Raw genomic sequence first — 24,945 nt, forward strand, 5'->3', positions numbered from 1 at the left:
CTCACGCGGCAGCCGTCACTTGTAGATGCCGACATAGGCGACCAGATCCTGGCCGGGCACGCGCTTCACGTAGGTGATCTTCGGTTCGATCTTGTTGCTGGCGGGGTTCAGCCAGCGATACTCGACCCAGCCCTCGTCCTTCTCCTTGGCGACGGCCAGCACGTCCTGGACGATGAAGCGGCCATCCGGATCCTTGACGTTGATGACGCTCTGGCCGACGCCGGCCGGGCGCGGCGGATAGACCTTCCAGACGCCGGCGAAGTCGATGACGTTGACGTAGATCTCGCCGTGCTTGAACGGGCCTTCGGCGTTGAAGGCCTTGGCGGCCTCGTCCAGGCCCTGGGCGGCGATCAGGTCGGCGGCCTTCAGGGTGATCGACTTCGCATCCTCCTGCGTCGGCTTGGCCTCCTGGGCGACGGCGGGGGTGGACAGAGGGACGGAAACGGCAGTCGCGACGGCAATCAGGGCGACCGCCAGCAAACGAAACCACAAGCGCATGTGCTCTTTCCCCAAGCAGTGGGGGCGGTCGGCGGACGCCGGGCGCCCCATCGATTGTTATCCGGCCGTTATCGCCTTGATCGCGCGGCCATTATCACCGGAGGCTACTAGCAGAAGGTTTCATGCGTTTGTCCGCCACATTTCGACGCGCTCATATTGCGTTGCAACATAGCAATATCACGAACGATTTGTCGCATGCCGCAGCTGCAGGAGGTATTCCGTTCAGTTTGAAAGCCTTAGACGGTTGGTTCGCGCCGTTGGAGGCGGGCGAATGGGCCGGGCGCCGTCCGATGCGGCCAATCGACGCATTGGCCGCACGGCCGCTTCGCGCGTGACGGTTTGCCGCCCCTTTTTTCCATCGACAGCCGCGCCGTTCGGGTGGAGCATCGGAGGTCCGATGCGGGCGCTCCGCCGGCCCCGGACCCGATGCGCGTTTCCGCCACGTGTCCGCCGCCCCCCGATCCGGACGTGCCCGTCTTCCGGAAGTGCCATTTTCAAACGGACTTGTCTGAAGAGCCACACGCGAACGGGCCGCCCCGGCGGCCGGCGCCGGCGGCCCATCTCCGGCCCAGGCCCCGTCCCCGGTCACGACAGCCCGAAGCTTCGACGGGAGGTGTGAATGCCGCATACGCAAATCCGGACGGCGCGCTGCGCGGCGCTGGTCGGCCCCTATCTCGCCGGCAAGACGACGCTGCTGGAAAGCCTGCTGTTCGCCGCCGGGGCCGTCACCCGCAAGGGCAGCGTGCGCGACGGCAATGCCGTGGGCGACAACTCGCCGGAGGCGAAGGCCCGGTCGATGAGCACCGAGCTGAACGTCGCCTCCTTCGATTACCTGGGGGAACGCTGGTCGATCCTGGACTGCCCCGGCTCGGTGGAGTTGACGGGGGAGGCGCAGGCGGCGCTGATGGCCGCCGACATCGCCGTCGTGGTGGCGGAGGCCGCGCCGGAGAAGGCGGTGCTGCTGGCCCCGCTGTTCAAGATGCTGGACGACCACCGCATCCCGCATCTGCTGTTCATCAACAAGATCGACTCGCTGGGCGACCTGCGCGTGCGGGACGTCGTCGCCGCCTATCAGGAGGTCTCGGCCCGCAAGCTGGTGCTGCGCGAAGTGCCGCTGCGCGAGAACGGCCAGATCACCGGGCTGGTCGATCTTGTCAGCGAACGCGCCTGGCGCTTCAACCCGCACAAGCCGTCCGATCTGGTGGCCCTGCCGGACAGCGCCCGCGACTGGGAGGCGGAGGCGCGGCAGGCGATGCTGGAATCGGCTGCCGATTTCGACGACGGCCTGCTGGAAAAGCTGCTGGAGGACATGGCCCCCGACAGCGCCGAACTGTACGAGACGCTGGCGCACGAACTGGCCGACGATTTGATCGTGCCGGTCTTTTTCGGATCGGCAGAGAACGACAACGGCATCCGCCGCCTGCTGAAGGCCCTGCGGCACGAGGGACCGGAGGTTTCCATCACGGCCGCCCGCATCGACATCCCGGCCGATACGGCGGTGGCGGCGCAGGTGGTGAAGACGATGATGGGCTCCCATGCCGGGAAGCTCAGCCTCGCCCGCGTCTGGCGCGGCACCGTCACCGACGGCATGACCCTGGGCGGCGAACGGGTGTCCGGAATCTTCCAGCTGTTCGGCCGCGACCAGACCAAGGTGCCGCAGGCCGCCGCCGGCGATCTGGTGGCGCTCGGCCGGCTGGAGAAGGCGGCGACCGGCGACCGGCTGACCGAGAAGGCCAATCTCGGCCCGCCGGACGACTGGCCGGCCGCCGCACCGCCGGTGCATGGGCTGGCGCTCCGCGCCGAGAACCGCAACGACGAGGTCAAGCTGTCCGCCGCTTTGCAGAAACTGCGGGAGGAGGACCCCTCCCTGACGGTCGACCAGTCGGCGGAGACCGGCGAACTGGTGCTGTGGGGCCAGGGCGACGTGCATCTGAAGCTGGCGATGGACCGGCTGCGCAGCCGCTTCAACGTCGCGGTGAAGGGCCAGCCGCCGCAGGTTCCCTACAAGGAAACGATCCGCAAGGGCACCAGCCACCACGCCCGCTTCAAGCGCCAGACCGGCGGCCACGGCCAATTCGCCGACATCCATGTCGAGGTCCGGCCGCTGCCGCGCGGATCGGGCATCCAGTTCGAGGATGCGGTGGTCGGCGGCGCGGTGCCGCGCCAGTATATCCCGGCGGTGGAGGCCGGCGTGCGCGAGGCGGCGGTGCGCGGGCCGCTGGGCTTTCCGGTGGTGGATTTCGCGGTGACGCTGACCGGCGGCCAGTTCCACGCCGTCGACAGTTCCGACATGGCGTTCAAGACGGTGGCGCGGCAGGCGATGGCCGACTCGCTGCCGACCTGCGAGCCGGTGCTGCTGGAACCGATCCTGACCGTCACCATCGCGGTGCCCAGCACCTTCACGCCGAAGGTGCAGCGCCTGGTCAGCGGCCGGCGCGGCCAGCTTCTGGGCTTCGATGCGCGGCCCGGCTGGCCCGGCTGGGACGAGGTGAAGGCGTGCATGCCGCAGGCCGACATGCAGGATCTGATCGTGGAGCTGCGGTCGCTGACCTTCGGCGTCGGCAGCTACAGCGCCGAGTTCGAACGGCTCCAGGAGGTGGTCGGCAAGGCGGCAGACCGTGCCGTGGAAATCCGCCGCGACATGCTGGCGGCACAGTAGACGGAGGAACGCTCCACCGCCCGACCGGCGGGCGGTGGAGCCGGTCCCTGGATCAGCTGATGGGATCAGCCGATCTTCTGCTTGGCCATGGCGCCCAGACGCAGGCGGAGCGCGTTCAGCTTGATGAAGCCTTCCGCGTCCTTCTGGTTGTAGACGCTGTCCTGCTCGAAGGTCACATAGTCCATGCGGTACAGCGAGTTCGGCGACTTGCGGCCGACGACCGTGACGTTGCCCTTGAACAGCTTCAGACGGACGGTGCCGTTGACCAGCGACTGGGTCTGGTCGATCAGCGCCTGGATGGCCAGACGCTCCGGGCTCCACCAATAGCCGCAATAGATCAGCTCGGCGTAGCGCGGCATCAGCTCGTCCTTCAGGTGCCCGGCACCGCGGTCGAGGGTGATGCTCTCCATGGCGCGATGCGCCACCAGCAGGATGCTGCCGCCCGGGGTCTCGTAGACGCCGCGCGACTTCATGCCGACATAGCGGTTCTCGACCAGATCGAGGCGGCCGATGCCGTTCTCGCCGCCCAGCCGGTTCAGCTCGGTCAGCAGGGCCGCCGGGGACAGCGCCTTGCCGTCGATGGCGACCGCATCACCGTTCTTGAACTCCACCTCGATGTAGGTCGGGGTGTCCGGCGCCTTCTCCGGGGCGACGGAGCGGGTGTACATGTCCTCGTCCGGCTCGACCCACGGGTCCTCCAGCGCCTTGCCCTCGTAGGAGATGTGCAGGAGGTTGGCGTCGGTGGAGTAGGGGGCCTCGCCGCGCTTGTCCTTCGCGATCGGAATCTGGTTCTTCTCGGCGTAGTCCAGCAGCGTGGTGCGGCTGTTCAGGGTCCATTCGCGCCACGGCGCGATGACCGTGATGTCCGGCCGCAGGGCGTAATAGCCCAGCTCGAAACGGACCTGATCGTTGCCCTTGCCGGTGGCGCCATGGGCGACGGCATCGGCGCCGACCATGTTGGCGATCTCGATCTGGCGCTTGGCGATCAGCGGCCGGGCGATCGAGGTGCCGAGCAGGTAGGTGCCCTCGTAGAGCGTGTTGGCGCGGAACATCGGGAAGACGAAGTCCCGCACGAATTCCTCGCGCAGGTCGTCGATGAAGATGTTTTCCGGCTTGATGCCCAGAAGCTCGGCCTTCTTGCGGGCGGGCTCCAACTCCTCGCCCTGGCCGAGGTCGGCGGTGAAGGTCACCACCTCGCAGGAATAGGTTTCCTGCAGCCACTTCAGGATGACCGAGGTGTCGAGGCCGCCCGAATAGGCGAGCACCACTTTCTTGATCTGTTTGCCGGACGCGCCGCTCATTGGACTGCTCTTGCAGTAGAGAAAGGTAAGGTGGCGACCGTACGGCCTTTCCCGCCCGCCTTCAAGCCCCCGTGCCCGATTGGGTGCCATCCGGGCGGCCTTCCGCCGTCCTATGGCGCAGCGCCGACGCGGCGAAGGCCAGACAGGCGCCAGCGGCGAAGAAGGCCAGCCCATGCCGGGTCAGCTCCATCGCCGCCCCGGCCAGCACCGGCCCGGCCAGCGCGCCGACGCCCCACATCAGCCCCATGGCGGCATAGATCCCCACCAGTTCGGATCCCTGGAACCGGCTGCCGACGATGGCCAGCATGATGGTGTAGACGCCGACGAAGGCGCCGCCCCAGACGAACAGCAGCACGTAGGTCGCGATCTCGCTCATCAGCGCGACCGGCCAGACCAGCGCCCCCAGCGCGGCGCAGACCGCCAGCGCGATCACCAGGGTCAGCCGGTCCATCTTGTCGCCCAGCCAGCCGATGGGAAGCTGCAGCAGGATGGCGCCGATCATCATGCAGGACATCAGGCTGGTCGCTCCGGTCTCCGACCAGCCGAGCTTGGTGGCGTAGATCGCCAGGAAGGACAGGCCGGCGGTCTCGATGGCGGCGTTCAGCACGATGGCGCCGATGGCGACCGGAGCCAGCCGGATGAAGTGCAACGGCCCCTCGCGCGACGGCCGCTCGAACTCCGGCGCGCGGATGCGGGGGGAGGCGACCAGCAGCGCGGCGGCGGCGGCGACACCGGCGCCGGCCAGATAGGGCAGCGCCCCGCCGGAGCCCAGCAGCGACAGCATCAGCGGTCCCAGCGCGAAGCCGGAGGACAGCGCCGCGGTGTAGACCGCCATGGCGCGGGCGCGGGTGGCTTCGGTGCTCAGGCTGTTGGTCCAGGTCTCCGACAGGACGAACAGGGTTTCCGACGCGGCCCCCAGCAGGATGCGCAGGGGAAACCAGATCCAGATCGGGGTGGCGGGGAACAGGGCCAGCAGAACCGCCGCCCCCGCCAGCGCCAGGATCACCAGCCGGCGGATGCCCAGCCGCGCCACGATCCGTGGCAGCAGCACCGCCATCGCCAGCACGCCCAGCGCATGCATCGCCGCGTTGGCGCCGATGGTCAGGTCGCTCAGGTTCTGCCGCGACAGGTCCAGCGCGATCAGGGCGGCGCTCAGGCTGTAGGTCAGCCCGAACATCATCGCCGTGGCGATCACCGCGGCGCGCGACAGCAGGCCGCCGTCATCCGCTGTCGGCTCCGATGTCATGCCTGCTCCTTCTTCAATAAGGTGATGGGTATCGGTCATGACAGCTGCGTATCCGGCCGGCCTTCCATGCCGCCTTCCGGCGGACGGGCGGTGCCGCGCAGTTGGCCGAGAAAGTCGCCGAGGCCGTGGCGCCAGGACCGGTCGGGGCGGTCGACGACGCGGGCCAGCGCCGCCGCGTAATCCAACACGAAACCCGGCGTCCAACTCATCGCATCGGCACGGCTGCGGATCAGGGAGGCGACCCAGATATCGGGATCCATCAGCAGGCGCAGCAGACGCACCCAGGGGAAGCGGCTGCCCAAGGCGCCTTCCAGCGTCGCGTCCAACGCCGCGGCGACGACGACCGAACAGTTCCGGTTGGAGAGGTTGTAGGTGCTGTCCTGCCGGTATCCGGCCCAGAAGGCCCGCAGACGCCAGCGATCGTAGGTCCACAGCTCCACGGTCGAATCGGCGGGGCACCAGTCGGCGATCTCTTCCTGGTAGGACGGCAGGAAGCGGCCGGGCACGTCGTTCTCGGCGCCGCTGCGCAACGCGGTCACGAAGCTGACGCCGGACTGGTCGATCTCGTTGGCCGGATAGTGGCTGATATACAGGTCGGGCGCCAACTCCAATGCGGAGTGGCCGGTGGATACCACCCCGTTGCGGTCGATGGCGGCGATGTAGCGGTCGATCACCAGCCGCCTGTCCAGCGGCGCGGTGGCGGAGGCGACCGGGGTCCACACCCGCACCACGAGCGGCCGATCGTGACGACCGGCCGGCTCCGGGCTGTCGCCCACCAGAACGGGGGCGTTGTCGTACCAGCCGCGGCCGGAAAAGATCGGCAGGTTGAGGATTGCCGCCTCGTCCTCCAGGTTGCGCAGCAATACCCCCAGCCGCAGCAGAAGCCAGCCCGACAGGCCGATGAACAGTCCGATGCACAGAGGCGTGTTGCGGTCGGAGGGCAGCGGCCATTCCGTCATCATCATCGCCGCCAGCGCCAGTTCCGCCAGCCCGCAGAGGATCAGGAACCGCCAGTTCCGCACGCGGAACACCGCTGCGGCAGCCGCCCGGTTCGCCCCGTCGAGCGCCAGAACGATGGCGAGAGGCAATGCCAGCGCCCAGCCGTTCAACAGCGGCGAGGCCAGCAGCAATCCGCCGGCAAGGATCGCCAGCACCGACCGCGCCAGAGCGAAGCGCCGGTTTGCCCCCAAGGAGGCGGAGAGGGCCATCAGCAGGCTTACGGCGCCGGCCGCCGTGAAGACCAGTCCCAGGAAGCTGTAGATGACCTGGGTCAGTCCGACGGACGCATTCAGTGCCAGCGCCAGCCCCAACCCCATCGACAGCAGGCCGAGCACGGCGATCACATACCAGTGGGACCGGAAGGCCCGAGGGCCGATCAGCAGAAACGCAAGCTTCAGCATCGCATCGCCGGAATCGGGAGAAGCACGGAACTGTGCATCTCCCGACTGGTGATCCTGCAACCGGTTGCTGTCAACGCTGGTATCGGTGCCGGATGCCGGCCCGCCGACGCGATGATTACCGAACGATGCGGTCCGCTATTCGATCTTCTCGCCGGGATAGGTGCCCCAGAAATCGGTGCGCTTCATCCAGCCGCGATAACCCTTCACATCGACCTCGCACCACTCGTCGCGGCACTTCTTCAGCGACCCGACGACGCCGGGCTCCGCCCGCGCCACCACCGCGCTGTCGCCGCGCGGCGACTCAAAGATCGCGCGGGTCTGGCCGACGATCAGGATGCCGCGGCGGCCGGACAGCGCGCTCTGGTGAACCCAGCCTTCCGCCCCCTCCCAGTCGCGGATGCGGCGCCAGGTATCGAATTCCTGGATGATCTCCACCGGCATGTCCTTGCGCTTGAAGACCCATTCGATGGGATAGCTGCCGTTGGGGCCGGAGCGCAGGTTCACCTCGCCGACGCGCACGGTGACGAAACGGGGGATCGGCAGGCCCGACGCATGGGTCGGATCCTTGCTCTCCGCGGCGAACGCCGCGCCCGTGCCCGGAATTGCGCCGCCCGCGACAAGCCCCATGCCCAACCCCAGGATCAGGGCCAGGGAGGCGAGGACGGAGCGGCGGACAGGCATGGCGGCACCGGAGCTGACGAGGGGGAAAAACCGGGCCGCACTATAGAGACCACCCGTTCGATAGGGCAAGCGCCGCCACCCCGGTCCGCCACCCCGGTCCGCCACCCCGGTCCGCCACCCCGGTCCAAGGCTGCAATCTCCCCGCCGCAGGTCGGGCTTTCGCGACGGACTTCTGGACAGTCCCACGACCGCTTGGTATGGCAACCATGGACCGGAGCAGCCTAGCAAGGACCCCAATGCGGGCGGGCCGGGGCAAGGGAGGACCAGCACCGATGACCGACAAGAAGAAGCCGCTCGTTGTCGTCACCCGCAAGCTGCCGGACGTCATCGAGACGCGGATGATGGAGCTGTTCGACACCCGGCTCAATCCGGACGACGTGCCGCTCACCCCGGCACAGATGCAGGATGCGATGAACGTCGCCGAGGTGCTGGTGCCCACCGTCACCGACCGCATCGACCGCGCGCTGATCGAAGCCGCCGGACCGCAGCTGCGGCTGATCGCCTCCTTCGGCACCGGCGTCGACCACATCGACCTGAAGGCGGCGCGCGAGCGCGGCATCGTCGTCACCAACACCCCCGGAGTCCTGACCGAGGACACCGCGGACATGACCATGGCGCTGCTGCTCGCCACCGCGCGCCGCGTGGCGGAGGGCGAGCGGCTGGTCCGCTCCGGCCAATGGACCGGCTGGGGGCCGACCACCATGCTGGGCCACCGCATCAGCGGCAAGCGGCTGGGCATCCTGGGCATGGGCCGCATCGGTTCGGCGCTGGCCAAGCGGGCGCGCGCCTTCGGCATGTCGATCCACTACCACAACCGCCGCCGCGTCCATCCGGAGCTGGAGCAGGAGCTGGAGGCGACCTACTGGTCCAGCCTGGACCAGATGCTGGCGCGGATGGACATCGTGTCGATCAACTGCCCGCACACGCCGGCCACCTATCACCTGCTGTCGGAACGCCGGCTGAAGCTGCTGCGCCCGCACTGCTACATCGTCAACACCTCGCGCGGGGAGGTGATCGACGAGGTGGCGCTGACCCGCATGCTGTCGAAGGGCGAGATCGCCGGCGCCGGCCTGGACGTGTTCGAGCATGAGCCGGCGGTCAACCCGAAGCTCCTGCGGCTGGACAATGTCGTCCTGCTGCCGCACATGGGCTCCGCCACCATCGAGGGCCGCATCGACATGGGCGAGAAGGTGGTGATCAACATCAAGACCTTCACCGACGGCCACGCTCCGCCCGACCGCGTACTCGAAGCGCTGCTGTAAGGGGGGAAAGGGGCAAGCGGCGCCTTATCGGTCGTCATTCCCGCGAAGGCGGGAAACCAGCTTGCCCTTTGGTTCCCTTGATGGAGTGCCTGGATCCCCGCCTTCGCGGGGGCGACGGCTCAGGCGAAGACGTGCCAGTTGTCATGGGCTGACCTGGGGCCGCTCAGGATGCGGAGGCTTCCAGTGCGGCGGCCTCCCGCGTCGGCACGTCCTGCAACGCCGCCTCCAGCCTTGCCTTGGCGGCGGCGGCCAGTTCCTCGTCGGCCTGGATGCGGGCCATGTCCTCCGGCGCGACGGCGCCGGCGGCGATCACCAGCTCGGCGAAATCGGACAGATAGACGCTGCCCTTCACGGTGCGCTGGACCAGCACGTTGCGCTTGTCCTCCGCATCGCGCTTGCGCTTGACGAAGCCCAGAACCGACAGGCGGTCGAGCGCGCGGGTCACCGCCGGCTTCGAAATGTTCAGCAGGGATGCCAGACCGCGCACCGTGTGCGGCGGGTCGGTCAGATAGACCTGGAGAAGGATCGCCAGCTGCCGCGCCGACAGGTCCGGCGCGTCCTTGCGGACGCTGGCGACCAGCGCGGTGCGCCACAACCCGAGCGCCTTGAGGTTCCGTGCCATGCCTCCCCCCGGAAAGCCGCGCCCGGTTCCGCAACCGCAGCACGCGCCGCGAAGTGTCGCCTACCCGAACGATGCAGGCAAGACTTTCGCGTTCGAGACTTTCGCGTTCCCCGGGGAGAGAAGGGCCGGCACCGGAGCCGGTCTATTTCCCCTCGCGCTTCAGAACCACCGGCTTGGCCGTACCGGTGACCAGCAGATTGCCGCCGGCGAGCGGGACGATGGTCAGGCTGGAGCCGGCCGACACCGGGGCAAGGCTGACCGCTTGGCGGGCGGCATTCGGGGCGGGCTTGACGTCCTTCGGCACCTCCTTGGGATCGAAGGGGGCGTCCTCTCCCTGGCCGGCGACGTCATAGCCGCCGCACTCGCTGCCGACGCAGATGGAGGTCTCGTCGATGCGCGCCTTTCCGGCGGGACCGGTGAAGGGCGTGTCCTCGGACCCGCCGCCGTTCCAGCTCCAGCTGCCGCGCAGCCAGTCGGGGAGGCGGGTGTCCTTCTGGAGTTCCAGATTGTCGGTGATCAGGCCGACGCTGCCGCTCAGCCCCTGCGCGGCCACCGCCTCGGCCACCCGGCGGGCCTCCGGCTTGGCCATGCCGTAGCGGTCGGCGATCTGCGGCGTCCAGGCCGATACCGCCGCGTCCACCGCCTTGCGCAGGCGGTCGCCCCAGCCGGGCGCGACCCAACGCGGGTTGGACCAGCCGGCGGCATCCTTGAGCAGTGCGGCCAGTTGCGGCGCGTCGGCGACGAACAGGCGCGGATCGACCGCCGACTTCATGCGGTCGACGCCCATCTGGCGGTAGGTCGCGAAGCGGATGGTGCCGGTGCGGTTGGAGGCCGCCTCCAGCATCGGCGCGAACAGGTCGTCCACCGCCTTCCAGTCCGGGGAGGCGAGCAGGGCGTTGCCGTCGGGGCAGGCGGGATAGGCGCCGAAATTGTCGCGATTGCTGCCGTACAGCGGCTCCATCGCCTTCCAGGCCGCCGCCCCCCGCTTTTCCATCACCGAACAGGGCCAGGCCATCTCCACATCGTCGCTGACGACGCGGAGCGCGGTGAGGAAGCCTTCGTCGGTGGCGAGGTCGACACCCGACGCGGTTTCACGGGCATAGGAATCGTCGATGCCCGCGATGGCCTCGCGCAGCAGCGCCTCGGCCCTGGCGCGGTCGGGGGAGGGGCCGAAGCGCAGCAGATAGGCGCTCCACCCCTTGCCCGGCCCGCCGCGGATCTCGGCCAGCCGCTTGGCGGCGCCGGCCGGGTCGGTGGCGATGCCGTCGACGATGGCGGTCAGCGCGGCGACCGCCTTGGGCGCCGACTCGGACAGGGCCGTCCGCCGGGCGTCCAGCACCGGACCGAGGCAGGCGACGGGGGAGGGGGCCGCCGCACACTGGTTGCGCTGGGCCAGCCATGCCCGCTGCTCCGTGCGCAGCCGCTCGCGGTCGGCGGTGCCCGACAGATCCTGCAGGGTTTTGTAGGCGTCGGCGATCTCGCGGTCGGCATCGGCCAATTTGGGATCGGCGCAGATCGCCTTTTCAACCGGCGTAGCGGCCGCCTTGCAATCGAAGGACGGCTCGGCCCGCGCGGTGCCGACTGCAACCGTGACCGAGAGTGCCAGCGCGGCTCCCACGAGCGTCGCACGGCCGATCGATCGGCTTCCGTTGTCTCTCTGGCCCATCACTGCCCGGCCCATCATGTCTCCCTTGGATGGTGATCCGCGGAAGATACGGAATCGGCAGCCGCTTGTCCCATGCGGCCCCGGCATTTCAGAGAAAAGCCTGTCAGAGAAACGCCATTGTGATCGCGGCGAAGTGGCAACTGGCGGCGGCCAGCACCATCAGGTGCCAGACCGCGTTGTTGTAGGGCATCCGCTCCATCAGGTGGAAGACGACGCCGATGGTGTAGACCAGCCCGCCGGCGATCAGCAGCCACAGGGCGGGGGCCGATAATGCCGTCCCCAACGGCTCCAGCGCGGTGACGACCGCCCAGCCGAGCCCGAGATAGAGCGCCAGCCCCAGCCGGTTGAAGCGGCCCGGAAAGCGCAGCTTCAGCGCCGCGCCGAAGGCGGCTCCGCCCCACACGGCGCCGCCCAGCCAGATCCCTTGGCCAATCCCCTGGCCCAGCCCAAGCGTGAAGGGCGTGTAGGTGCCGGCGATCATCACGAAGATCATGGCGTGGTCGACCCGCCGCAGCAGCGCCTTGCCCAAGCCGGGCGGGGCGAGGTTGTAGGCGGCCGACGCCGTCAGCATTCCCACCAGCCCCAAACCGTAGATGACCAGCGCCAATGCCGTGCGGACCGGAACCGCGCCGGAGAACACGCCCGCATTCAGCAGCCAGACGAAGCCGGCGATACCCGCCGTCACCCCGATTGCGTGGACGGCCGCATCCGCCCGCCGCTCGGCGGCGCTGTAGATGGGAAACTGGTCGGCATCCGGCATCGGCACACCATCTTGGTCGACGCAAGGAGGGCGTCCGCAGGAACGGCGCCTGCGTCGAACATGGTGTGCCGGCCGCGGCGACGCCACGGGTCCTGTCCGATGGTCGGACCCCGGCGGCCGGTGCTTCGGCGAACCGCTTATGCGGGATAGATTTTATGCGGGATGGGCCGGCTGGTTATTCCGCCGCGAAGGCAACGGCCGTCGGCGCGCGGTGGCGGGGCATCGGCTCCGACAGGCTGGCGGCCTTGCGGAAATAGCACAGCGCATAGACGCGGACGCAGCCGGTGAGATTGTCGCAGTCCTGACGCTCGGCATCGATCTTCGACACCAGTTCGCTCATCGTCATGTTCTCGCGGGCGCAGATTTCCTCGAGCGACTCCCACTCCACCGGCATCAGCTTCATGCTGGTCCGCTTGCCGTTCACCCTGATGTTGCGCATGTGCATGGGAGAGCCCTCCGTTGCTGATGCATAAATGGGTATGCGAAACGGCGGGATGCGTGCTGTGAAGTTTTTCACAGGGAATGGGGGCTGCCGGGTGGAGTTCTGTCGAAGGGACAGGCGGTACCACGAGATCGGAGGTCGACATGACACGAAGCGACGCCTTGCGGGCGATCATAAACGAAGCCGCATCAGCACGTTCAGCCCTGTGCGAGAATGAACTGGTCATCCGGCTGGACAATATCCTCGCCCTTGCGCGGGCGGCGCTGGAGGAGCAGGAACCGGACGAAATGCCGCAGTCGTCCACCGGCGCATCTGAGACAATTGGTCACCGGCAGTCGTAAATCCGCACAACTTCGCCGCCCCGCGGATTGCTTAAAGGAGTAACCTTTTCGGAGTGCACCATCGCCGCGCCGGACATCGGAAACCTCCGCACGGCTGGTGGAGAACTCCTCAAAACGACATTGGGCATCTCCTAAAATGACCCTTCCTGCTCCGACCTGCATCCTTCGCGGCACCTATGTCCGCTCCATGTCTGGCGACGTGCCTGTCGAAAGCCTGAAGATCGGCGATCTGATCCAGTCGTCGATGACCGGCGAGTTCCGTTCGATCCGCTGGATCGGCCGGCGCCTGCTGGCGGGGGCGTCCTTCGACACCGAGCATCTGCGCAAGATTCACCTGCCGGTCAGGATCGCCCGCGGCGCCATCGCCCAAGGATTGCCCGCCCGCGACCTCTACATCTCCCCCGGTCATGCCCTGCTGATCGGCCAGTATGGTGTCTCGGCCCGCCTGCTGATCAACGGTTCGTCGGTTCGGCAAGTCGATGCGATGGAGGAGATCGAATATTTCCACATCGAACTCGACAGCCATGACGGCATGTATGCCGAGGGGCTGCCGGTCGAGACCTATCTCGAAGCGGACAACCGCCAGGCCTACGACAATGCCGCCGAATATGAGGCGCTGTATCCGGGAGACGATCCGCGCGTTCAGGAGCCCTGCGTGAAGATCGACATCCCCGTGGATGCGCTGGAGCGGATCCGCACCAAGTTGAACGAGCGCGCCGGGCAGATCGAAGTGGTCGAAGTGGCTTGAGGCCAACCCACGCTCGCTTGTGCGGCGGGCTGTCGGGCATGAACAGGGGGCCGTCCCATGGGCGGCCCTTTGTGCATCGGCGCCTTGGCTGTGATGTGTCCGTCTCCGCAGGGGATCGGCAATGCGGCCCGACCGTTGGGTGAGCTTGGAATCAGGCCCCGCCCCATGGCCCGAGCGGGATCGGCTTGGTCCGTTGGGCCGGGTCCGTCGGGCCGGTCGCTTGCGACGCCCCGGCCGCTCTGCTACAACGCGCCACTTCCGGACAAGCCCCGCAGGGTGGGCGGCATGCAGCGCTACCTGAAATATCCCGACGTCGCCGACGCTTTGCATTCGGCGATCTCGGAAAAGCGCCCCTTCTCCCTGATCCGGCTCGGTGACGGTGAAGCCCGGATCATGGGGTATCCGGTCCACACCAACTGGCTGTCCGTTTCCGAGATGATGAAGGTGTGGTTCGGTCATCCATTCTTTCCGGATGCCGCCGTCCAGCAAATCCAGGCCGATCTCAGGATGGCTTGCCTCACCGCCGATATCCTGGGGCTTCCCAACCCGGACACCGTGACGGACGCCGACCGGACCGATCCGTTCAAGGCCGCCGCGCTCTATGTGCGGGAATTCGGATATCTTGCCGATGGCACGGCGCTCACCTCTCCCGGCATCCACACCAACCTGGAGCGGGAAGGCCTCTACGACACGCTGCTCGGTGGATTGGACGAGGTGGTGCTGATCACCTCGCGCGATGTCGCCGGCATCGTCGCCGACCGCTTTGGCATCGCAAAGGTCACTCCCTTCCTGATACCGCCGGAGATGCATTATTCCGACCTTCCCCAGGCGGAAAAGCTGGAACAGAGTCTGCTCAACCCGCATTTCCCCACCCGCTATCTGGAGGTCGGCGCCTTCATCAGCGACCATGTCCGGCGTCGGCCGGGCGTGCCCGTCCTGGTCGGCGCGGGAATTCTCGGCAAGGTTTACTGCTGCTGGGCCAAATCCGTCGGCGCGGTCGCGATCGATATCGGGTCTGTGTTCGATCTCTGGGCCGGCTTGCGGACGCGGGCCAACCCGCTTTTTCGCTCCGGAAGGTTGGTGCAGGACGCCACCGGCCGCCCGCCCTGGCTGGCCGATACGGAAAGCGACGGCAGTTCGAGCCCGCCGCCGGACGGGCCGATGCGGGAGGTCTGCGGGACCATCGACAAGGGACGCTCCGTCCTGGTCTTCGACGGCGTCGTCGATCTGTCCCGCATCGCCAAGCCCCTGCAACTGCGGTGCAGCGTCGGTGGCGTCCTGATCGGTGCCCATCTGACCGGTGATCCCATCGAGGTTGCCCGTGTCGATCCTCCCGCCGCCGGGGCTGCCTTGCCCGTGCAGTGCCGCTTTCGCGCGGCTTTTGCGGTCGGCGACGGGGCGATGGACGGTCATGGCGTGATGCTGGAGGCGCTGGATCGGGAAGGCGGTTGGATGACGGTGGAGGTTGTCGGACCGAACCCGGTCTTCTCTTCCCTCATCTGCGTCCGCCACCGGCTGGTGCGCTTTGCCGTTCCATCGGACAGCATGACGGGGCAAGGTCCATTGCACGTCGTGCTCCGCCTGCCCACCCGCATCCCGGCCGGCTATCGCAATGATGAAGCCCTGAGTCCGCTGCCGCTGGAGGATGCTGACGCCTTAGCCGACGGCGCGATGCGGATCCGTCTCGGCATCGATCGATGCCTCTTGCGCGACGGACGGGCCGGGCTGCTGCTGCCCGCATCCTCCGCGGAAGGCGCGTTGCTGGAATTCCAGGCCACCATGCCGGCTGACCGATAATCGCCTCGCCTCAACGCGAGCGGCCGAAGGGATTTGGCGCGCGCTCCTGCAGCAGGCGCAGAACCCGGTCGCGCTGCTCGGTCATCGCCCGCAGTTGCTCGTCGGTCTGACGCCACATGTCCAGCCGCTCCTGCGATTTGGCGGCCAGCGTTTCCGCCCTTGCCCGCAACGCCTCGCGCTCCTGGTCGAGCAGCAGCGTGCGATATGTGCGGATTTGGCGGAAGAGACGCTCACGGCATCCATCGATCTCCGCCATGAGGGACATTCGGCCATCGTCCTCGCGCAGAGCTGTCAGGAGACCATGCAGGTGCCCGACGTCGAACAGACCGTCGTCGCCGGCTCCGCTACGCGACCCGGCCGAGCGAACCCGGTCGGCATGAATGGCGTCCTGCTCCAGATCGACCGTGAGGTCATCCAACGCGCCGTCCGGCAGTTGGGCCTGGATGGCGGCGAGCACGGCCTCGTCGCCGCCGGCGACCATGGTGTCGAACTCCAGCCACACGCGCGGACGCCCGCGTGTCTGCCGCTCCGCCTCCAGGTTGTGCAGTGCCCAGAGCAGATGGCTGTGCTCGGCGGAGAGCCCGTCGCGTCGCGCCAGCGATCGCGCCACCGACCAGGGATCGCGGACGACGTGCAGGTATTTGATGCGCGCCGGCAGGGCTTCCAGACGCGGAATCCAGAAGGACAGCGTGCGGCAAAGGCGGGGATCCTTCAGGAACCAGAGGCGCCGGTCGCGGCCGAGATCCGAAAGGAAGGCCTGTGCCCGCTTCGACAGCGCTCCGTCGGCGGCCTGACTGTTTTCGGGCACGGCCACGTCGACCGTGTCCCAGCCGCCGCCGGCCGCGGCGAGCAGCCGTTCGTTGATGGTGACGAGTTCCTCATGCTCCCAGTAGCCGTCGGGATTGCCATCGTCGGCGCCGATGAAGCGGTCGCCGCGGCAGACCCCGCGCTTGGCGAACCAGCCGGCCAGCGCCGAGGTGCCGCTGCGGTGCATGCCCAGGACCACGAAGCCGACGGCGCCGCTCTTCAGGATTTCCGGCCGCTCCCGGCCCAGCCAGTCGAAGAAGCAGCTTCCCATCGTGCGCAAGGGCGTCGGGAACGCCGTCGCCAGCGACGGGTCCTCGCGGAAGAGGAGACGCATCTCCCGCGAGACCGGCACGCCGTTGTCGAAGCGGCCATAGGCCCACCAGTCGCGCGGGATGTTGGGGCCAGCGGGAGCGGCGATGGCCCGCTTGTACCAGTGCCAGAGTTCGTGGACGTGAATGTTGCCGTCCGCATAGCGTTCGGTCATCACGTCGCCGACGGAATTGATCTTGGTGAAGTGATAGAACTTCAGCGGGCTGCCGTTGACGAGAATGCCGCCGTCATGCCCGATCTCGACCTGCCGCCGGCTGAGATTCCAACTGGCGACGTTGCATCCCGGGTCACGCAGGATGCGCACGCCATCGAAAAAGGCCGGCACCAGGTCGCACCATTTCTGGTCCGTGAAAATCCCGTTGTCCGGGTCGTCGTAGCAGGCGATGTGCAGCATATCCGCCCACCATTCGGCGAAGCGGCGCCCCTCCGCCACGTTGCGTACCGCGATGAAGCCGAGATTGTAGGTCCCGTATTTCAGCGATCCCAGTTCGTTGTCGGCGATGACGGGCAGCGTGTCGTTCGGGTCGATCTGGTGCGGCGTCAGCAGGATCGCCCCGTCGACGTGCCGGCCGAGCGTCTCATCGAGCGACGAGAACACCGCGATGTCGGGGTCGAGATAGACCACCGTCTCGCAGCCGAGCCGGAGCATCTCCGCCAGCATGCGCCCCTTCACCGCGGTGCAGGCTTCCACGACGTCGTGGCCGAAGATCCAGCTGTCGAAGTGCGGGATACCGAGATCGCGCGCGAAGACCACCTTGTCGAAGCCGGCATGCGCCTCCGCCGCCGACACGCCGTCCGGCAACTCATCGACGATCAGCGCCCACATGGTCCAATCCGGATGCACGCGGCGCAGCGTCTGCACCAGCACGCGCGCCCGCGACAGGTAGCTGTAGGTGAAGCTGGTGAAACAGTGCACGCCGCTCAAGTCCTGGCCTCCGTCCGTTCGACGAGCGCAGCCGTCGTTCCGCAATGGTCGAGCGTGCCGGCCGGGATCCCCTTCCGCAGGCGGTCGCGCACATGCTCCACCGCTGCGAAGCTGGTGAAGAATTCCAGAAGGTCGCTTTCGCTGTGGAAAACATGGCCGCGCCCCAGCCGGGACACCGTCGCGGCAACGTTGCCGCTGGCTTCCAGCGCCACCACGTCGGCTCCCGCAGCCAACGCCTCGTGGGTGACGAAGGAAAAGGTTTCCGGCCAGACCGACGGGACCAGGACCAGATCGATGGCATGGGCCGCCAGCGACTCCGCCATGCCGTGGCGGTCGGTGGCGGTGACGGTTACCGCGACCTCCGCCACGCCCGGCAGACCGCGGTGCAGTCCGGGTGCGGCGAAATGGTGGAACCGGTAGCTGAAGCTGCCCCGCAATGCGTCGACCAGATCCTCGAACAGGCCCCAGCCCTTGTGGAAGGTCGGGCTTCCGGCGAAGGCAATCCGCACCGGATTTCCGGGCATCCCCAGGCCGGAGCCATCGCCGGCCGACAGCCGCAAGCCGCTCTCGACGAACCGGCAATGCTCCAGCACGTCGGTCGACAGGGCCGGCAGCCACGACCCATGGCGCCACAGGTCCAGAGCGCTGGGCGACGGCGCCACCACATGGAAGCGGATTTCGGTGAACAGCCGCTCCATGCTGCGGAGATGGCGGCTCCGCTCCCCGCCGTGGATGCAGATGGCGCAGGCGGTGCTGTCGGGCGGCGGCGCACCGCAGAAGGAGACATCGTTCCGCAGCAGGGTGTGATTGGCGCAGAGGGAGGAAAAATCATGCACCCAGAACCAGTTGCGGGACGATTTCACCGCGCGTTGCAGCGCGACCAGCCCGTCCACCCGGTGGCCCAGCGCGCAGTGGACCGTGAACAGGCGGTCGAGAGCGCGGCCATCGAAGCACTTTGCGAGAGCCCAGGCGAGGCCGTCATGGTTCGATGTCCCGACATGGACGCCGTCGACCACCACCTCCAACAGGTCCGCGCCCGGACCCTCCGGGTCGATCGACAGCACAGGAAGGCCGGGGGAAATGTGGATGTAGATGTAATCCTGTGCGTTGAAGCGCTCCTGCTCGTCCGAGATCACGATCTGCGTGCCGCCGAAGGAGCGGATGTAGCAGTCGTGGCTGACGGAGAGGACGACACCCCGGCGTCCGTGCCGCTGAGCACCTGGGCGGATGCACGATCGCGCGGCCAGCGCTTCGGCGAGGCGCTCGCGGTGCAGGCGGGTCACGGCGTTCGGAACGGCGGCTTCGCGCCGCGTCGGCACCGGCGGAAGGCTCCGCAGGATGGCGCGCCGGTGCCCGTCATGCGGCCGGGCGCGCCGGCCCTCGGCCATGCCGGCGACGACGTAGTGCCAGAAGGGATTGATCCCGGCTCCCGTCACATCGGGGTTCGCCGCCGCGTAATAGAGGGTGTCGAAGGCCGGGCTTGGATTCCGTCCCTCGCGCCACCCGATCTGGCAGAAATGGTGCAACAGAGCGGAATCCGATGTCCCGGTGCCGATCGCAGCAAGATCGGGATAGGTGGCCCGGTAGTAGGTGGGATCGAAGTACGGAGCGACCACCGCGGCGATTTCTTCGCCCGTCACCTCGCCCCGTGCGTCATCCCGGCGGGCGTCATCCCGGCGGGCGTCATCCCGGCGGGCGTCATCCCGGCAGTCGTCATCCCGGTTGTCCGGCCGCGCCACCTGCACCATCTGACCGGCCGAGGGAGCAGCCATCGCCATGGCGTGCCCGAAAGCGAGCGCGCGAGCGAACGGCAGTCCCATCTCACGGAAATGCTCGATGCTCTGCCGCAGCGCTTCCTCCGAAAAGGCGGTGGGCGACCGCGCCGCCGTCGAGGATCCGTCGATCCGAATCTCGACCTTTTCGGTCCAGCCATCGCCGTGCAGCACCTGAAACTCCGCCCATCCTGCGTCGATCTCCTCCCGCAAAAGTGGTAGGACCGTGCATACGAAGGGCGCGAACGGGTGATTCTTGATCGAGAGAGACGCTGCATGAATGTGGTTGAACTGTCTCCGGCTCGTTTGCAGGGACAGATCCTCCAAGAAAAGTGCACCTGCGCCGTTAGAGACAAAAACTATGACCAGCCAGCCGGCGTCATCGGTAAAGCACGCCGTAACAATTGATTTTTTGTCTCTATTTCTTGGCATTTAGAGGCAAGATTCGTACAAAGGATTTAGAAGCTGACCGTCTACACCGGTTAGTAAATGCATTATCACGTGTTCAAACAACACGGCAAGCATTCTCTCCGCATTGAGCGCACCCGGGAAATTCCGGTGATGATCCGACGCACCTGCGGGCCCGCTATTTGCGGTCAGCGACGCCCACTGCCGCAGGAAACCCGGGGCCGCCACCATGTTTGACAGGACAGATACCCTTTCTATACCGTTGGCCGAATGGCGGAACATGAGCGGGATTGCGGAGAATGCGACCGGATTTCATCGGAATTGGGGCGCAGAAATCCGGGACGACCTGGATTTACGAAACTTTGTCTTCTCATCCGGACATCCGTTTCCCTGCTGGAAAGGAAATTCACTTTTGGGACGCCCGGCGGGACATGGGTGTCAGCTGGTGGTTGAGCCAATTCCGCGCCGCCCCCACCGACACCGCCGATGTACATGCGCCCAGCATCCGCACCGGCGAGATAACGCCCGCATACGCGATCATTTCCCCCGATGCGATCCGTGAGCTTTACAGCCTGTGTCCGGACCTTCGTCTGTTCTATGTGCTGCGCAATCCCATCGAGCGGGCTTGGTCCGCCGCGCGCATGGCCGTGCTTCGCGCGGAAATGACGGTGGAGGAAGCCTCTGAACAATGGTTCCTCGATCATTTCCGCTCAGCCGGCTCGAGGCGCCGTGGGGCTTATGCGGAGGCGATCCTGCGTTGGCAGTCCATATTCCCGGCAGAGCAGCTGATGATCGGGCTGTTCGAAGAAATGCTGGCCGAACCAAGAGCGTTCCTATCGAAATTGTGCAAACATATCGGCGTCGACGGTCGCTTCTACGACACGATCCCGGATGAAGTGTTGCGCAGACCTGTGTTTCAGGGGCCTTCTGCTTCCCTGCCTCCCCGGCTTCGCCACGCGCTTGTAGACCAGTACAGTGATTCGGTGGTGGCGTTGGGCCGGCTGCTGGAAACCGACTTATCGCACTGGCTGTCAGAATCGCCGTCTGATGAACCAAACCTGGGATAGGTCACCGTCGCCACCAGCGAACTGCCAGCGGAGACTGCAGCAATGCCGGCTTGACGACGATCGTCAGGTCCGTCGCATTCCTTCGAGTTGAAGTTCCAGCGTCCCGATTTGGACCGTACTGGCGGTCGCCTTGAAGTCGCCCGCAGCAGGCGACGTCGACGAGCCGTCGGTAGCCGTGGTTTACACGGCGGGCGACGCCGCCGCCACGCGGCCATGGGGGCCTCCGGTTCGGGCATGAAAAAGCCCGCGGCCGGGATGGCGCGGGCGGAGATGAATTCGGATAGCGGCTGTTGGAGTCCGGCAACCGACATCGGAGAGCGTTATGAGTGACAAGCCAGCCGAAGATCAGCCTGTGCAGGGTGAGGTCAACAAGCAGGCACCAGACGTGCCGCCGATCCGCTCGGAGAAGGAGCCGAATGGGAACGGCGTAAGGCGGCCCGCCTCGGAGAAGGCCAACGACCGCGAAGGGCAGACGCGAGAGCAGGGGTACGACGAGGCGTGAAGGTCAAGATGGGGTGTGTCGGAGTTCCATGAACTCTGCCAACCGGTTGAGCCAGCCGGCGGCATTCAGCGCGTCGCCCTCGGTTCGAACGCGCTTCCTGGCGCGACCGGTGATGATCTGTCCGTAGAACCTCAATGGTTAAAGAACCAAAGAAGGAGACGCAATCCAAACACGAGGATGCCGCTGGCGACGATCCCCATCAGGGCATCCGCAGCATCCATATCGGAGCCGGACCAGATCATGTAGCCGATCAGGACCAATCCAATCAGAAGGCCGATGAAGAACCACCGGAGAAGGCGGTTCTCGAGCAGGATGTCCCAGAGGGCTTCCATCAAGTCGGCCACGGAATTTGTCCCCGCCAATGATCGACGGAGCGTAGCTGACGGTGCAGGAGCGGTCAAACCCGCCTCACACTTCCATAAACTCGGCCAGCCGATTGAATCAGCCGGCGTCGCCGCGGTGATTTCGCGGTGGGCGCGCGCTGTGGTTCTGCCGCTGCCGGTTGCTGGGGGGCGAGCCTCCTGGCACCGCGGACTGTTCGACGACGCCGGCAAGGGGCCGGTCCATCGGCAAGTGGTGTCATGATCTGCAGGTGGATGAATGCCGGGTCTGCCGATCGCGCCGAGGAGAACCAGTTCACCAAGCCAAGCAATCCTGAGCCCCCGGTGTGGCCCCAACCCCTGCCCACATAAAAAAACCGCCGCTAACCCATTGGATTAGCGGCGAGTTGAACAGGGAGGCTTCACGTCTGGGAGACGCTGGGTCCGAGGACCCAACCCCGGAGGGGAGACCTCCGGGACGAAACATCGGATGCTGCGTCGCAACATCCAACGGTCAAAATTTGACCATTCTGCTGCCAACTTTCCAGGCATAAATGTATAAATCTACCATGCAAGACACGCATGGCTTCAAAAGACGCTTAGAAGGCTAATAAAAATGCCGAAATCGACAGCGCCGCCCCGGATAGTCGGCGCGGCGCTGTCGATTTCGGCAATTCTCTTAACAGATCACTGAAAATGTTTGGGGTCAGAACGGAGTTTCTGCCACTTTTTTAACCAGGAAGTCGCGGAAGACCGCGATGCGCTTGGAATGGCGCAATTCTTCGGCATAGACGAAATAGGCGTCGACCTTCGGCCCGTCGACGTCCGGCAGGATCCGGGTCACGTCCTTGGAGAAGCTGTCGACCAGGAAGTCGGGCAGCGCGCCGATGCCAAGCCCGCTCTCCACCGCGCGATAGATGGCGTAGACGCTGTTGACCTGCAGGATCGGCTTCCGGTTGGGCGAAGGGTCGCCCACCTCCATGATCCAGTTGACGTTCGGAATCGGCGCCCGCACGTCGGGCGGATAGGTGATCAGGTCGTGATTGTCCAACTCGGCCGCCGTCTTGGGCGTGCCCCTTTTCTTCAGGTAGCTCTGGCTGGCATAGAGGTGGAAGCGGATCGACATCAGGTGCCGCTGGATCAGGTCCGGCTGGCGCGGCGTGTTCATGCGGATGGCGATGTCCGCCTCGCGCATCGCCAGGTCCAGCTCGTCGTCGTCGATCAGCAGCGTCAGCTGGATGTCGGGGTAGATCGACATGAATTCGTTGATGCGCGGCGTCAGCCAGGTCGATCCGAAGGCGACGGTCGTCGTCACCCGCAGCGGTCCCTTGGGATGCTCCCGGCTTTCGGTCAGCATCGCCTCGGTCATCGACAGTTTGGCGAACACGTCGCGGGCGGTGCGGTGAAGCAACTCGCCCTGTTCGGTCAGGATCAGCCCGCGGGCGTGGCGGTGAAACAGCGGAACGCCCAGGCTTTCCTCGAGCGCGCTGATCTGGCGGCTGACCGCCGACTGGCTGAGGTTCAACGTCTCGCCGGCATGCGTGAAGCTGCCGGCTTCGGCCACCGCGTGGAATACCCGCAGCTTGTCCCAATCCATCATGCTGTCCCGCCCCGATGCGCAGCCGCCCGGAGCCTCCCGTTTATCTTGAGGACGGCGCATGGCCGCCATGCATGTTTATAGCGGGAACGCGCCCGGAACGCACGCGCTAGTAAAAGCGACTCGCACGAAAATTAATCATGATCGCCGGAATTATTCTCATCCGAAGTCACAGCGATCCGGGCATATCCGTATAATGGATAGGGGTGTTTCCGATGCTCGGAAACGGGAGGGCGGCACTTCGCCCCCGTCTTTGCTAATCCGCGGCGTCGGTCAGGGCGGCGGCCTTGACCGTCGCGCTGCGGGCGGCGTCATGCTGCGTTTCCGGGTGTGTTTCCGGGCGAGGGCTGCCGATATGCCCGCTGATCTCGTCACCGGCATCGGCGGCCAAGCGCCAGAAGGGCAGGCTGGAGGCGCAGGCCATCAGCCCCACCGTCAGGAAGGCGGGAACGAAGGTGGCGGGGGTCAGGGCACCGCCGCTCCACTGGGTGGTCAGGTGCAGCGCGGTGGCGCCGACGGCGACGCCCAGGCTCAGCGACAGCTGCTGCATCACGCTGGCCAGCGTGTTGGCGCGGCTGGTCATCGGCTGCGGCACCTCGGCGTAGCTCAGCGTGTTCATGCCGGTGAACTGCAGCGACCGGAAGAAGCCGCCCACCAGCAGCGCGCCCAGGATCACCAGATGCGGCGTGTCGGGGCGGAAGGCGCCGTAGCTGGCCAGGATCGCGCCGCTGACCAGCGAATTGAGGGTCAGCACCAGACGGAAGCCGAAGCGCCGCAGGATCGGGCCGGCCAGCGCCTTCATGGTCAGCGCTCCCGCCGCTCCTGCGAAGGTAAGCGCCCCCGACTCGAAGGCGGTCAGGCCGAAGCCGATCTGCAGCATCACCGGCATCAGGAAGGGCACCGCGCCGTTGCCGATGCGGAACAGCGTGCCGCCCAGCACCGAGGCGCGGTAGGTCGGCAGCCGGAACAGCGACGGGTCCAGCACCGGCCGCACCACCCGGCGGGCGTGGCGCAGATAGGCCAGCGTCGCCAGCAGCGCCACCGCCAGCAGGATGGCCACCGCGGTGGCCGGCAGCAGGTCGCGCCCGACATTCTCGAAGCCGAACATGAAGGCGGCCAGCGCGATGGCGCTCCACAGGAAACCGCGGGAGTCGAAGGGGTCGCGCTGCTCCTCCTTCAGGTTGGGGATCAGCGCCAGCACCAGCGCGATCCCGACCAGCCCGATCGGCACGTTGATGAAGAAGATCCAGCGCCAGGAGGCATAGGTGGTGATCGCGCCGCCCACCAGCGGCCCAAGCGCCGGCCCGATCAGCGCCGGCAGGGTCATCCGCGCCATCGCCGTCACCAACTGGTCCTTGGGAACGGTGCGCAGCAGGATCAGCCGGCCGACCGGGACCATCATCGCGCCGCCGATGCCCTGGAGGATGCGGGCGGCCACCAGCTCCGCCAGCCCGTTCGACAGGCCGCAGGCGATGGACCCCGCCATGAAGACGGCAATGGCGCTGGCGAAGACGGTGCGCGCGCCGTATCGGTCGGCCGCCCAGCCGCTGACCGGCAGGAACACCGCCAGCGCCAGCATGTAGGAGGTCATCGCCAGACTGAGCCGCAGCGGATCCTCGCCCATCGACTGCGCGATTCCCGGCAGCGCGGTGGCGATCACCGTCGAGTCGAGATTCTCCATGAACAGGGCGCAGGCGATGATCAGCGGGGTGACGCGCGACATGACGGACCGTCAGGCAGGGAGCGGAACCCTACGAATGTGAGACGTTCCGCCGCATTGACCATCGCACATGC

The 24,945-nt window shown here is 66.8% G+C and carries 21 protein-coding genes; 7 read left to right on the top strand and 14 right to left on the bottom strand.

Annotation, left to right across the window (positions count from 1 at the left end):
• Positions 1–15: 15 nt before the first annotated feature.
• Positions 16–498 (bottom strand): cache domain-containing protein, encoded by a 483-nt coding sequence (locus FZ029_RS14435; RefSeq protein WP_149269851.1) that lies wholly within the window; start codon positions 496–498, stop codon positions 16–18.
• Positions 499–1,117: 619 nt separating this feature from the next.
• Here FZ029_RS14435 and FZ029_RS14440 point away from each other — a divergent pair.
• Positions 1,118–3,157 carry an elongation factor G gene (locus tag FZ029_RS14440; RefSeq protein WP_149269852.1) on the top strand — a complete coding sequence of 680 codons (2,040 nt, stop codon included), beginning with the start codon at positions 1,118–1,120 and terminating at the stop codon, positions 3,155–3,157.
• 65 nt (positions 3,158–3,222) lie between these two features.
• Here the strand turns inward: FZ029_RS14440 and FZ029_RS14445 are convergent, their stop codons facing one another.
• The 4 genes from FZ029_RS14445 to FZ029_RS14460 all read right to left on the bottom strand — a co-directional run bounded on the left by FZ029_RS14445 (position 3,223) and on the right by FZ029_RS14460 (position 7,785).
• Positions 3,223–4,458: an argininosuccinate synthase gene (locus FZ029_RS14445; RefSeq protein WP_109075188.1), complete on the bottom strand. Its 1,236-nt coding sequence runs from the start codon at positions 4,456–4,458 to the stop codon at positions 3,223–3,225.
• 61 nt (positions 4,459–4,519) lie between these two features.
• The gene (locus tag FZ029_RS14450; RefSeq protein ID WP_149269853.1) at positions 4,520–5,704 is read right to left on the bottom strand and encodes an MFS transporter; all 1,185 of its coding nucleotides are present in this window, start codon (positions 5,702–5,704) and stop codon (positions 4,520–4,522) included.
• Positions 5,705–5,739: 35 nt separating this feature from the next.
• Positions 5,740–7,104: a protease gene (locus FZ029_RS14455; RefSeq protein WP_149269854.1), complete on the bottom strand. Its 1,365-nt coding sequence runs from the start codon at positions 7,102–7,104 to the stop codon at positions 5,740–5,742.
• 135 nt (positions 7,105–7,239) lie between these two features.
• Positions 7,240–7,785: an SH3 domain-containing protein gene (locus FZ029_RS14460; protein WP_188051941.1), complete on the bottom strand. Its 546-nt coding sequence runs from the start codon at positions 7,783–7,785 to the stop codon at positions 7,240–7,242.
• Positions 7,786–8,057: 272 nt separating this feature from the next.
• On the opposite strand from FZ029_RS14460, the gene FZ029_RS14465 reads away from it, so the two are divergent.
• The gene (locus FZ029_RS14465) at positions 8,058–9,047 is read left to right on the top strand and encodes a D-glycerate dehydrogenase (protein ID WP_149197779.1); all 990 of its coding nucleotides are present in this window, start codon (positions 8,058–8,060) and stop codon (positions 9,045–9,047) included.
• Positions 9,048–9,210: 163 nt separating this feature from the next.
• On the opposite strand, the gene FZ029_RS14470 is transcribed toward FZ029_RS14465, so the two are convergent.
• The 4 genes from FZ029_RS14470 to FZ029_RS14485 form a co-directional block, all read right to left on the bottom strand.
• Positions 9,211–9,669, bottom strand: coding sequence for a MarR family transcriptional regulator (locus FZ029_RS14470; RefSeq protein WP_109075192.1), 459 nt, complete (start codon positions 9,667–9,669; stop codon positions 9,211–9,213).
• A gap of 142 nt (positions 9,670–9,811) precedes the next feature.
• Positions 9,812–11,287, bottom strand: coding sequence for a lysozyme inhibitor LprI family protein (locus FZ029_RS14475; protein WP_247892308.1), 1,476 nt, complete (start codon positions 11,285–11,287; stop codon positions 9,812–9,814).
• 151 nt (positions 11,288–11,438) lie between these two features.
• Positions 11,439–12,095 (bottom strand): hemolysin III family protein, encoded by a 657-nt coding sequence (locus tag FZ029_RS14480; RefSeq protein ID WP_149269856.1) that lies wholly within the window; start codon positions 12,093–12,095, stop codon positions 11,439–11,441.
• Positions 12,096–12,270: 175 nt separating this feature from the next.
• Entirely contained in the window at positions 12,271–12,540 is a 270-nt protein-coding gene (locus FZ029_RS14485) for a ribbon-helix-helix domain-containing protein (RefSeq protein ID WP_149197782.1), read from the bottom strand.
• Positions 12,541–12,680: 140 nt separating this feature from the next.
• Between FZ029_RS14485 and FZ029_RS14490 the strand changes: the two genes are divergently transcribed.
• The 3 genes from FZ029_RS14490 to FZ029_RS14500 all read left to right on the top strand — a co-directional run bounded on the left by FZ029_RS14490 (position 12,681) and on the right by FZ029_RS14500 (position 15,423).
• On the top strand, positions 12,681–12,878 hold the full coding sequence (locus FZ029_RS14490) for a hypothetical protein (RefSeq protein WP_149269857.1): 198 nt from the start codon (positions 12,681–12,683) through the stop codon (positions 12,876–12,878).
• 136 nt (positions 12,879–13,014) lie between these two features.
• Positions 13,015–13,626, top strand: coding sequence for a Hint domain-containing protein (locus FZ029_RS14495; RefSeq protein WP_149269858.1), 612 nt, complete (start codon positions 13,015–13,017; stop codon positions 13,624–13,626).
• Positions 13,627–13,683: 57 nt separating this feature from the next.
• Entirely contained in the window at positions 13,684–15,423 is a 1,740-nt protein-coding gene (locus FZ029_RS14500) for a hypothetical protein (protein ID WP_211104155.1), read from the top strand.
• Positions 15,424–15,433: 10 nt separating this feature from the next.
• On the opposite strand, the gene FZ029_RS33010 is transcribed toward FZ029_RS14500, so the two are convergent.
• Together FZ029_RS33010 and FZ029_RS33015 are read right to left on the bottom strand one after the other, a co-directional pair.
• Positions 15,434–17,485, bottom strand: a complete 2,052-nt coding sequence (locus FZ029_RS33010; protein ID WP_188051942.1) for a hypothetical protein — start codon at positions 17,483–17,485, stop codon at positions 15,434–15,436.
• Complete coding sequence (locus tag FZ029_RS33015; RefSeq protein WP_188051943.1) at positions 17,482–19,431, bottom strand: hypothetical protein; 1,950 nt, start codon at positions 19,429–19,431, stop codon at positions 17,482–17,484. Before FZ029_RS33015 ends, FZ029_RS33010 begins: the two co-directional genes overlap by 4 nt.
• 533 nt (positions 19,432–19,964) lie before the next feature.
• Between FZ029_RS33015 and FZ029_RS14515 the strand changes: the two genes are divergently transcribed.
• Together FZ029_RS14515 and FZ029_RS14520 are read left to right on the top strand one after the other, a co-directional pair.
• Complete coding sequence (locus FZ029_RS14515; RefSeq protein WP_149269860.1) at positions 19,965–20,732, top strand: sulfotransferase; 768 nt, start codon at positions 19,965–19,967, stop codon at positions 20,730–20,732.
• Between the two features lie 322 nt (positions 20,733–21,054).
• Positions 21,055–21,234, top strand: coding sequence for a hypothetical protein (locus FZ029_RS14520; RefSeq protein WP_149269861.1), 180 nt, complete (start codon positions 21,055–21,057; stop codon positions 21,232–21,234).
• Positions 21,235–21,365: 131 nt separating this feature from the next.
• Here the strand turns inward: FZ029_RS14520 and FZ029_RS14525 are convergent, their stop codons facing one another.
• From FZ029_RS14525 to FZ029_RS14535, 3 genes are all read right to left on the bottom strand, one after another.
• Entirely contained in the window at positions 21,366–21,578 is a 213-nt protein-coding gene (locus tag FZ029_RS14525) for a hypothetical protein (protein WP_149269862.1), read from the bottom strand.
• A gap of 682 nt (positions 21,579–22,260) precedes the next feature.
• On the bottom strand, positions 22,261–23,151 hold the full coding sequence (locus FZ029_RS14530; protein WP_149198585.1) for a LysR family transcriptional regulator: 891 nt from the start codon (positions 23,149–23,151) through the stop codon (positions 22,261–22,263).
• 256 nt (positions 23,152–23,407) lie between these two features.
• The gene (locus FZ029_RS14535) at positions 23,408–24,874 is read right to left on the bottom strand and encodes a DHA2 family efflux MFS transporter permease subunit (RefSeq protein WP_149269863.1); all 1,467 of its coding nucleotides are present in this window, start codon (positions 24,872–24,874) and stop codon (positions 23,408–23,410) included.
• Between the last annotated feature and the right edge of the window lie 71 nt (positions 24,875–24,945).

Source organism: Azospirillum sp. Sh1, assembly GCF_008365135.1.
Lineage (GTDB): Bacteria > Pseudomonadota > Alphaproteobacteria > Azospirillales > Azospirillaceae > Azospirillum > Azospirillum oryzae.

Excerpts from the sequence above, each read along its gene's own strand:
- FZ029_RS14435 (WP_149269851.1), bottom strand. The coding sequence starts at position 498 with ATGCGCTTGTGGTTTCGTTTGCTGGCGGTCGCCCTGATTGCCGTCGCG.
- FZ029_RS14520 (WP_149269861.1), top strand. The coding sequence starts at position 21,055 with ATGAGTGACAAGCCAGCCGAAGATCAGCCTGTGCAGGGTGAGGTCAAC.
- FZ029_RS14485 (WP_149197782.1), bottom strand. The coding sequence starts at position 12,540 with ATGCACATGCGCAACATCAGGGTGAACGGCAAGCGGACCAGCATGAAG.
- FZ029_RS14530 (WP_149198585.1), bottom strand. The coding sequence starts at position 23,151 with ATGGATTGGGACAAGCTGCGGGTATTCCACGCGGTGGCCGAAGCCGGC.
- FZ029_RS14535 (WP_149269863.1), bottom strand. The coding sequence starts at position 24,874 with ATGTCGCGCGTCACCCCGCTGATCATCGCCTGCGCCCTGTTCATGGAG.
- FZ029_RS14440 (WP_149269852.1), top strand. The coding sequence starts at position 1,118 with ATGCCGCATACGCAAATCCGGACGGCGCGCTGCGCGGCGCTGGTCGGC.
- FZ029_RS14460 (WP_188051941.1), bottom strand. The coding sequence starts at position 7,785 with ATGCCTGTCCGCCGCTCCGTCCTCGCCTCCCTGGCCCTGATCCTGGGG.
- FZ029_RS14465 (WP_149197779.1), top strand. The coding sequence starts at position 8,058 with ATGACCGACAAGAAGAAGCCGCTCGTTGTCGTCACCCGCAAGCTGCCG.
- FZ029_RS14495 (WP_149269858.1), top strand. The coding sequence starts at position 13,015 with ATGACCCTTCCTGCTCCGACCTGCATCCTTCGCGGCACCTATGTCCGC.
- FZ029_RS14480 (WP_149269856.1), bottom strand. The coding sequence starts at position 12,095 with ATGCCGGATGCCGACCAGTTTCCCATCTACAGCGCCGCCGAGCGGCGG.
- FZ029_RS14450 (WP_149269853.1), bottom strand. The coding sequence starts at position 5,704 with ATGACATCGGAGCCGACAGCGGATGACGGCGGCCTGCTGTCGCGCGCC.
- FZ029_RS14455 (WP_149269854.1), bottom strand. The coding sequence starts at position 7,104 with ATGCTGAAGCTTGCGTTTCTGCTGATCGGCCCTCGGGCCTTCCGGTCC.
- FZ029_RS14490 (WP_149269857.1), top strand. The coding sequence starts at position 12,681 with ATGACACGAAGCGACGCCTTGCGGGCGATCATAAACGAAGCCGCATCA.
- FZ029_RS14515 (WP_149269860.1), top strand. The coding sequence starts at position 19,965 with ATGCGACCGGATTTCATCGGAATTGGGGCGCAGAAATCCGGGACGACC.
- FZ029_RS14470 (WP_109075192.1), bottom strand. The coding sequence starts at position 9,669 with ATGGCACGGAACCTCAAGGCGCTCGGGTTGTGGCGCACCGCGCTGGTC.
- FZ029_RS14445 (WP_109075188.1), bottom strand. The coding sequence starts at position 4,458 with ATGAGCGGCGCGTCCGGCAAACAGATCAAGAAAGTGGTGCTCGCCTAT.
- FZ029_RS14500 (WP_211104155.1), top strand. The coding sequence starts at position 13,684 with ATGGGCGGCCCTTTGTGCATCGGCGCCTTGGCTGTGATGTGTCCGTCT.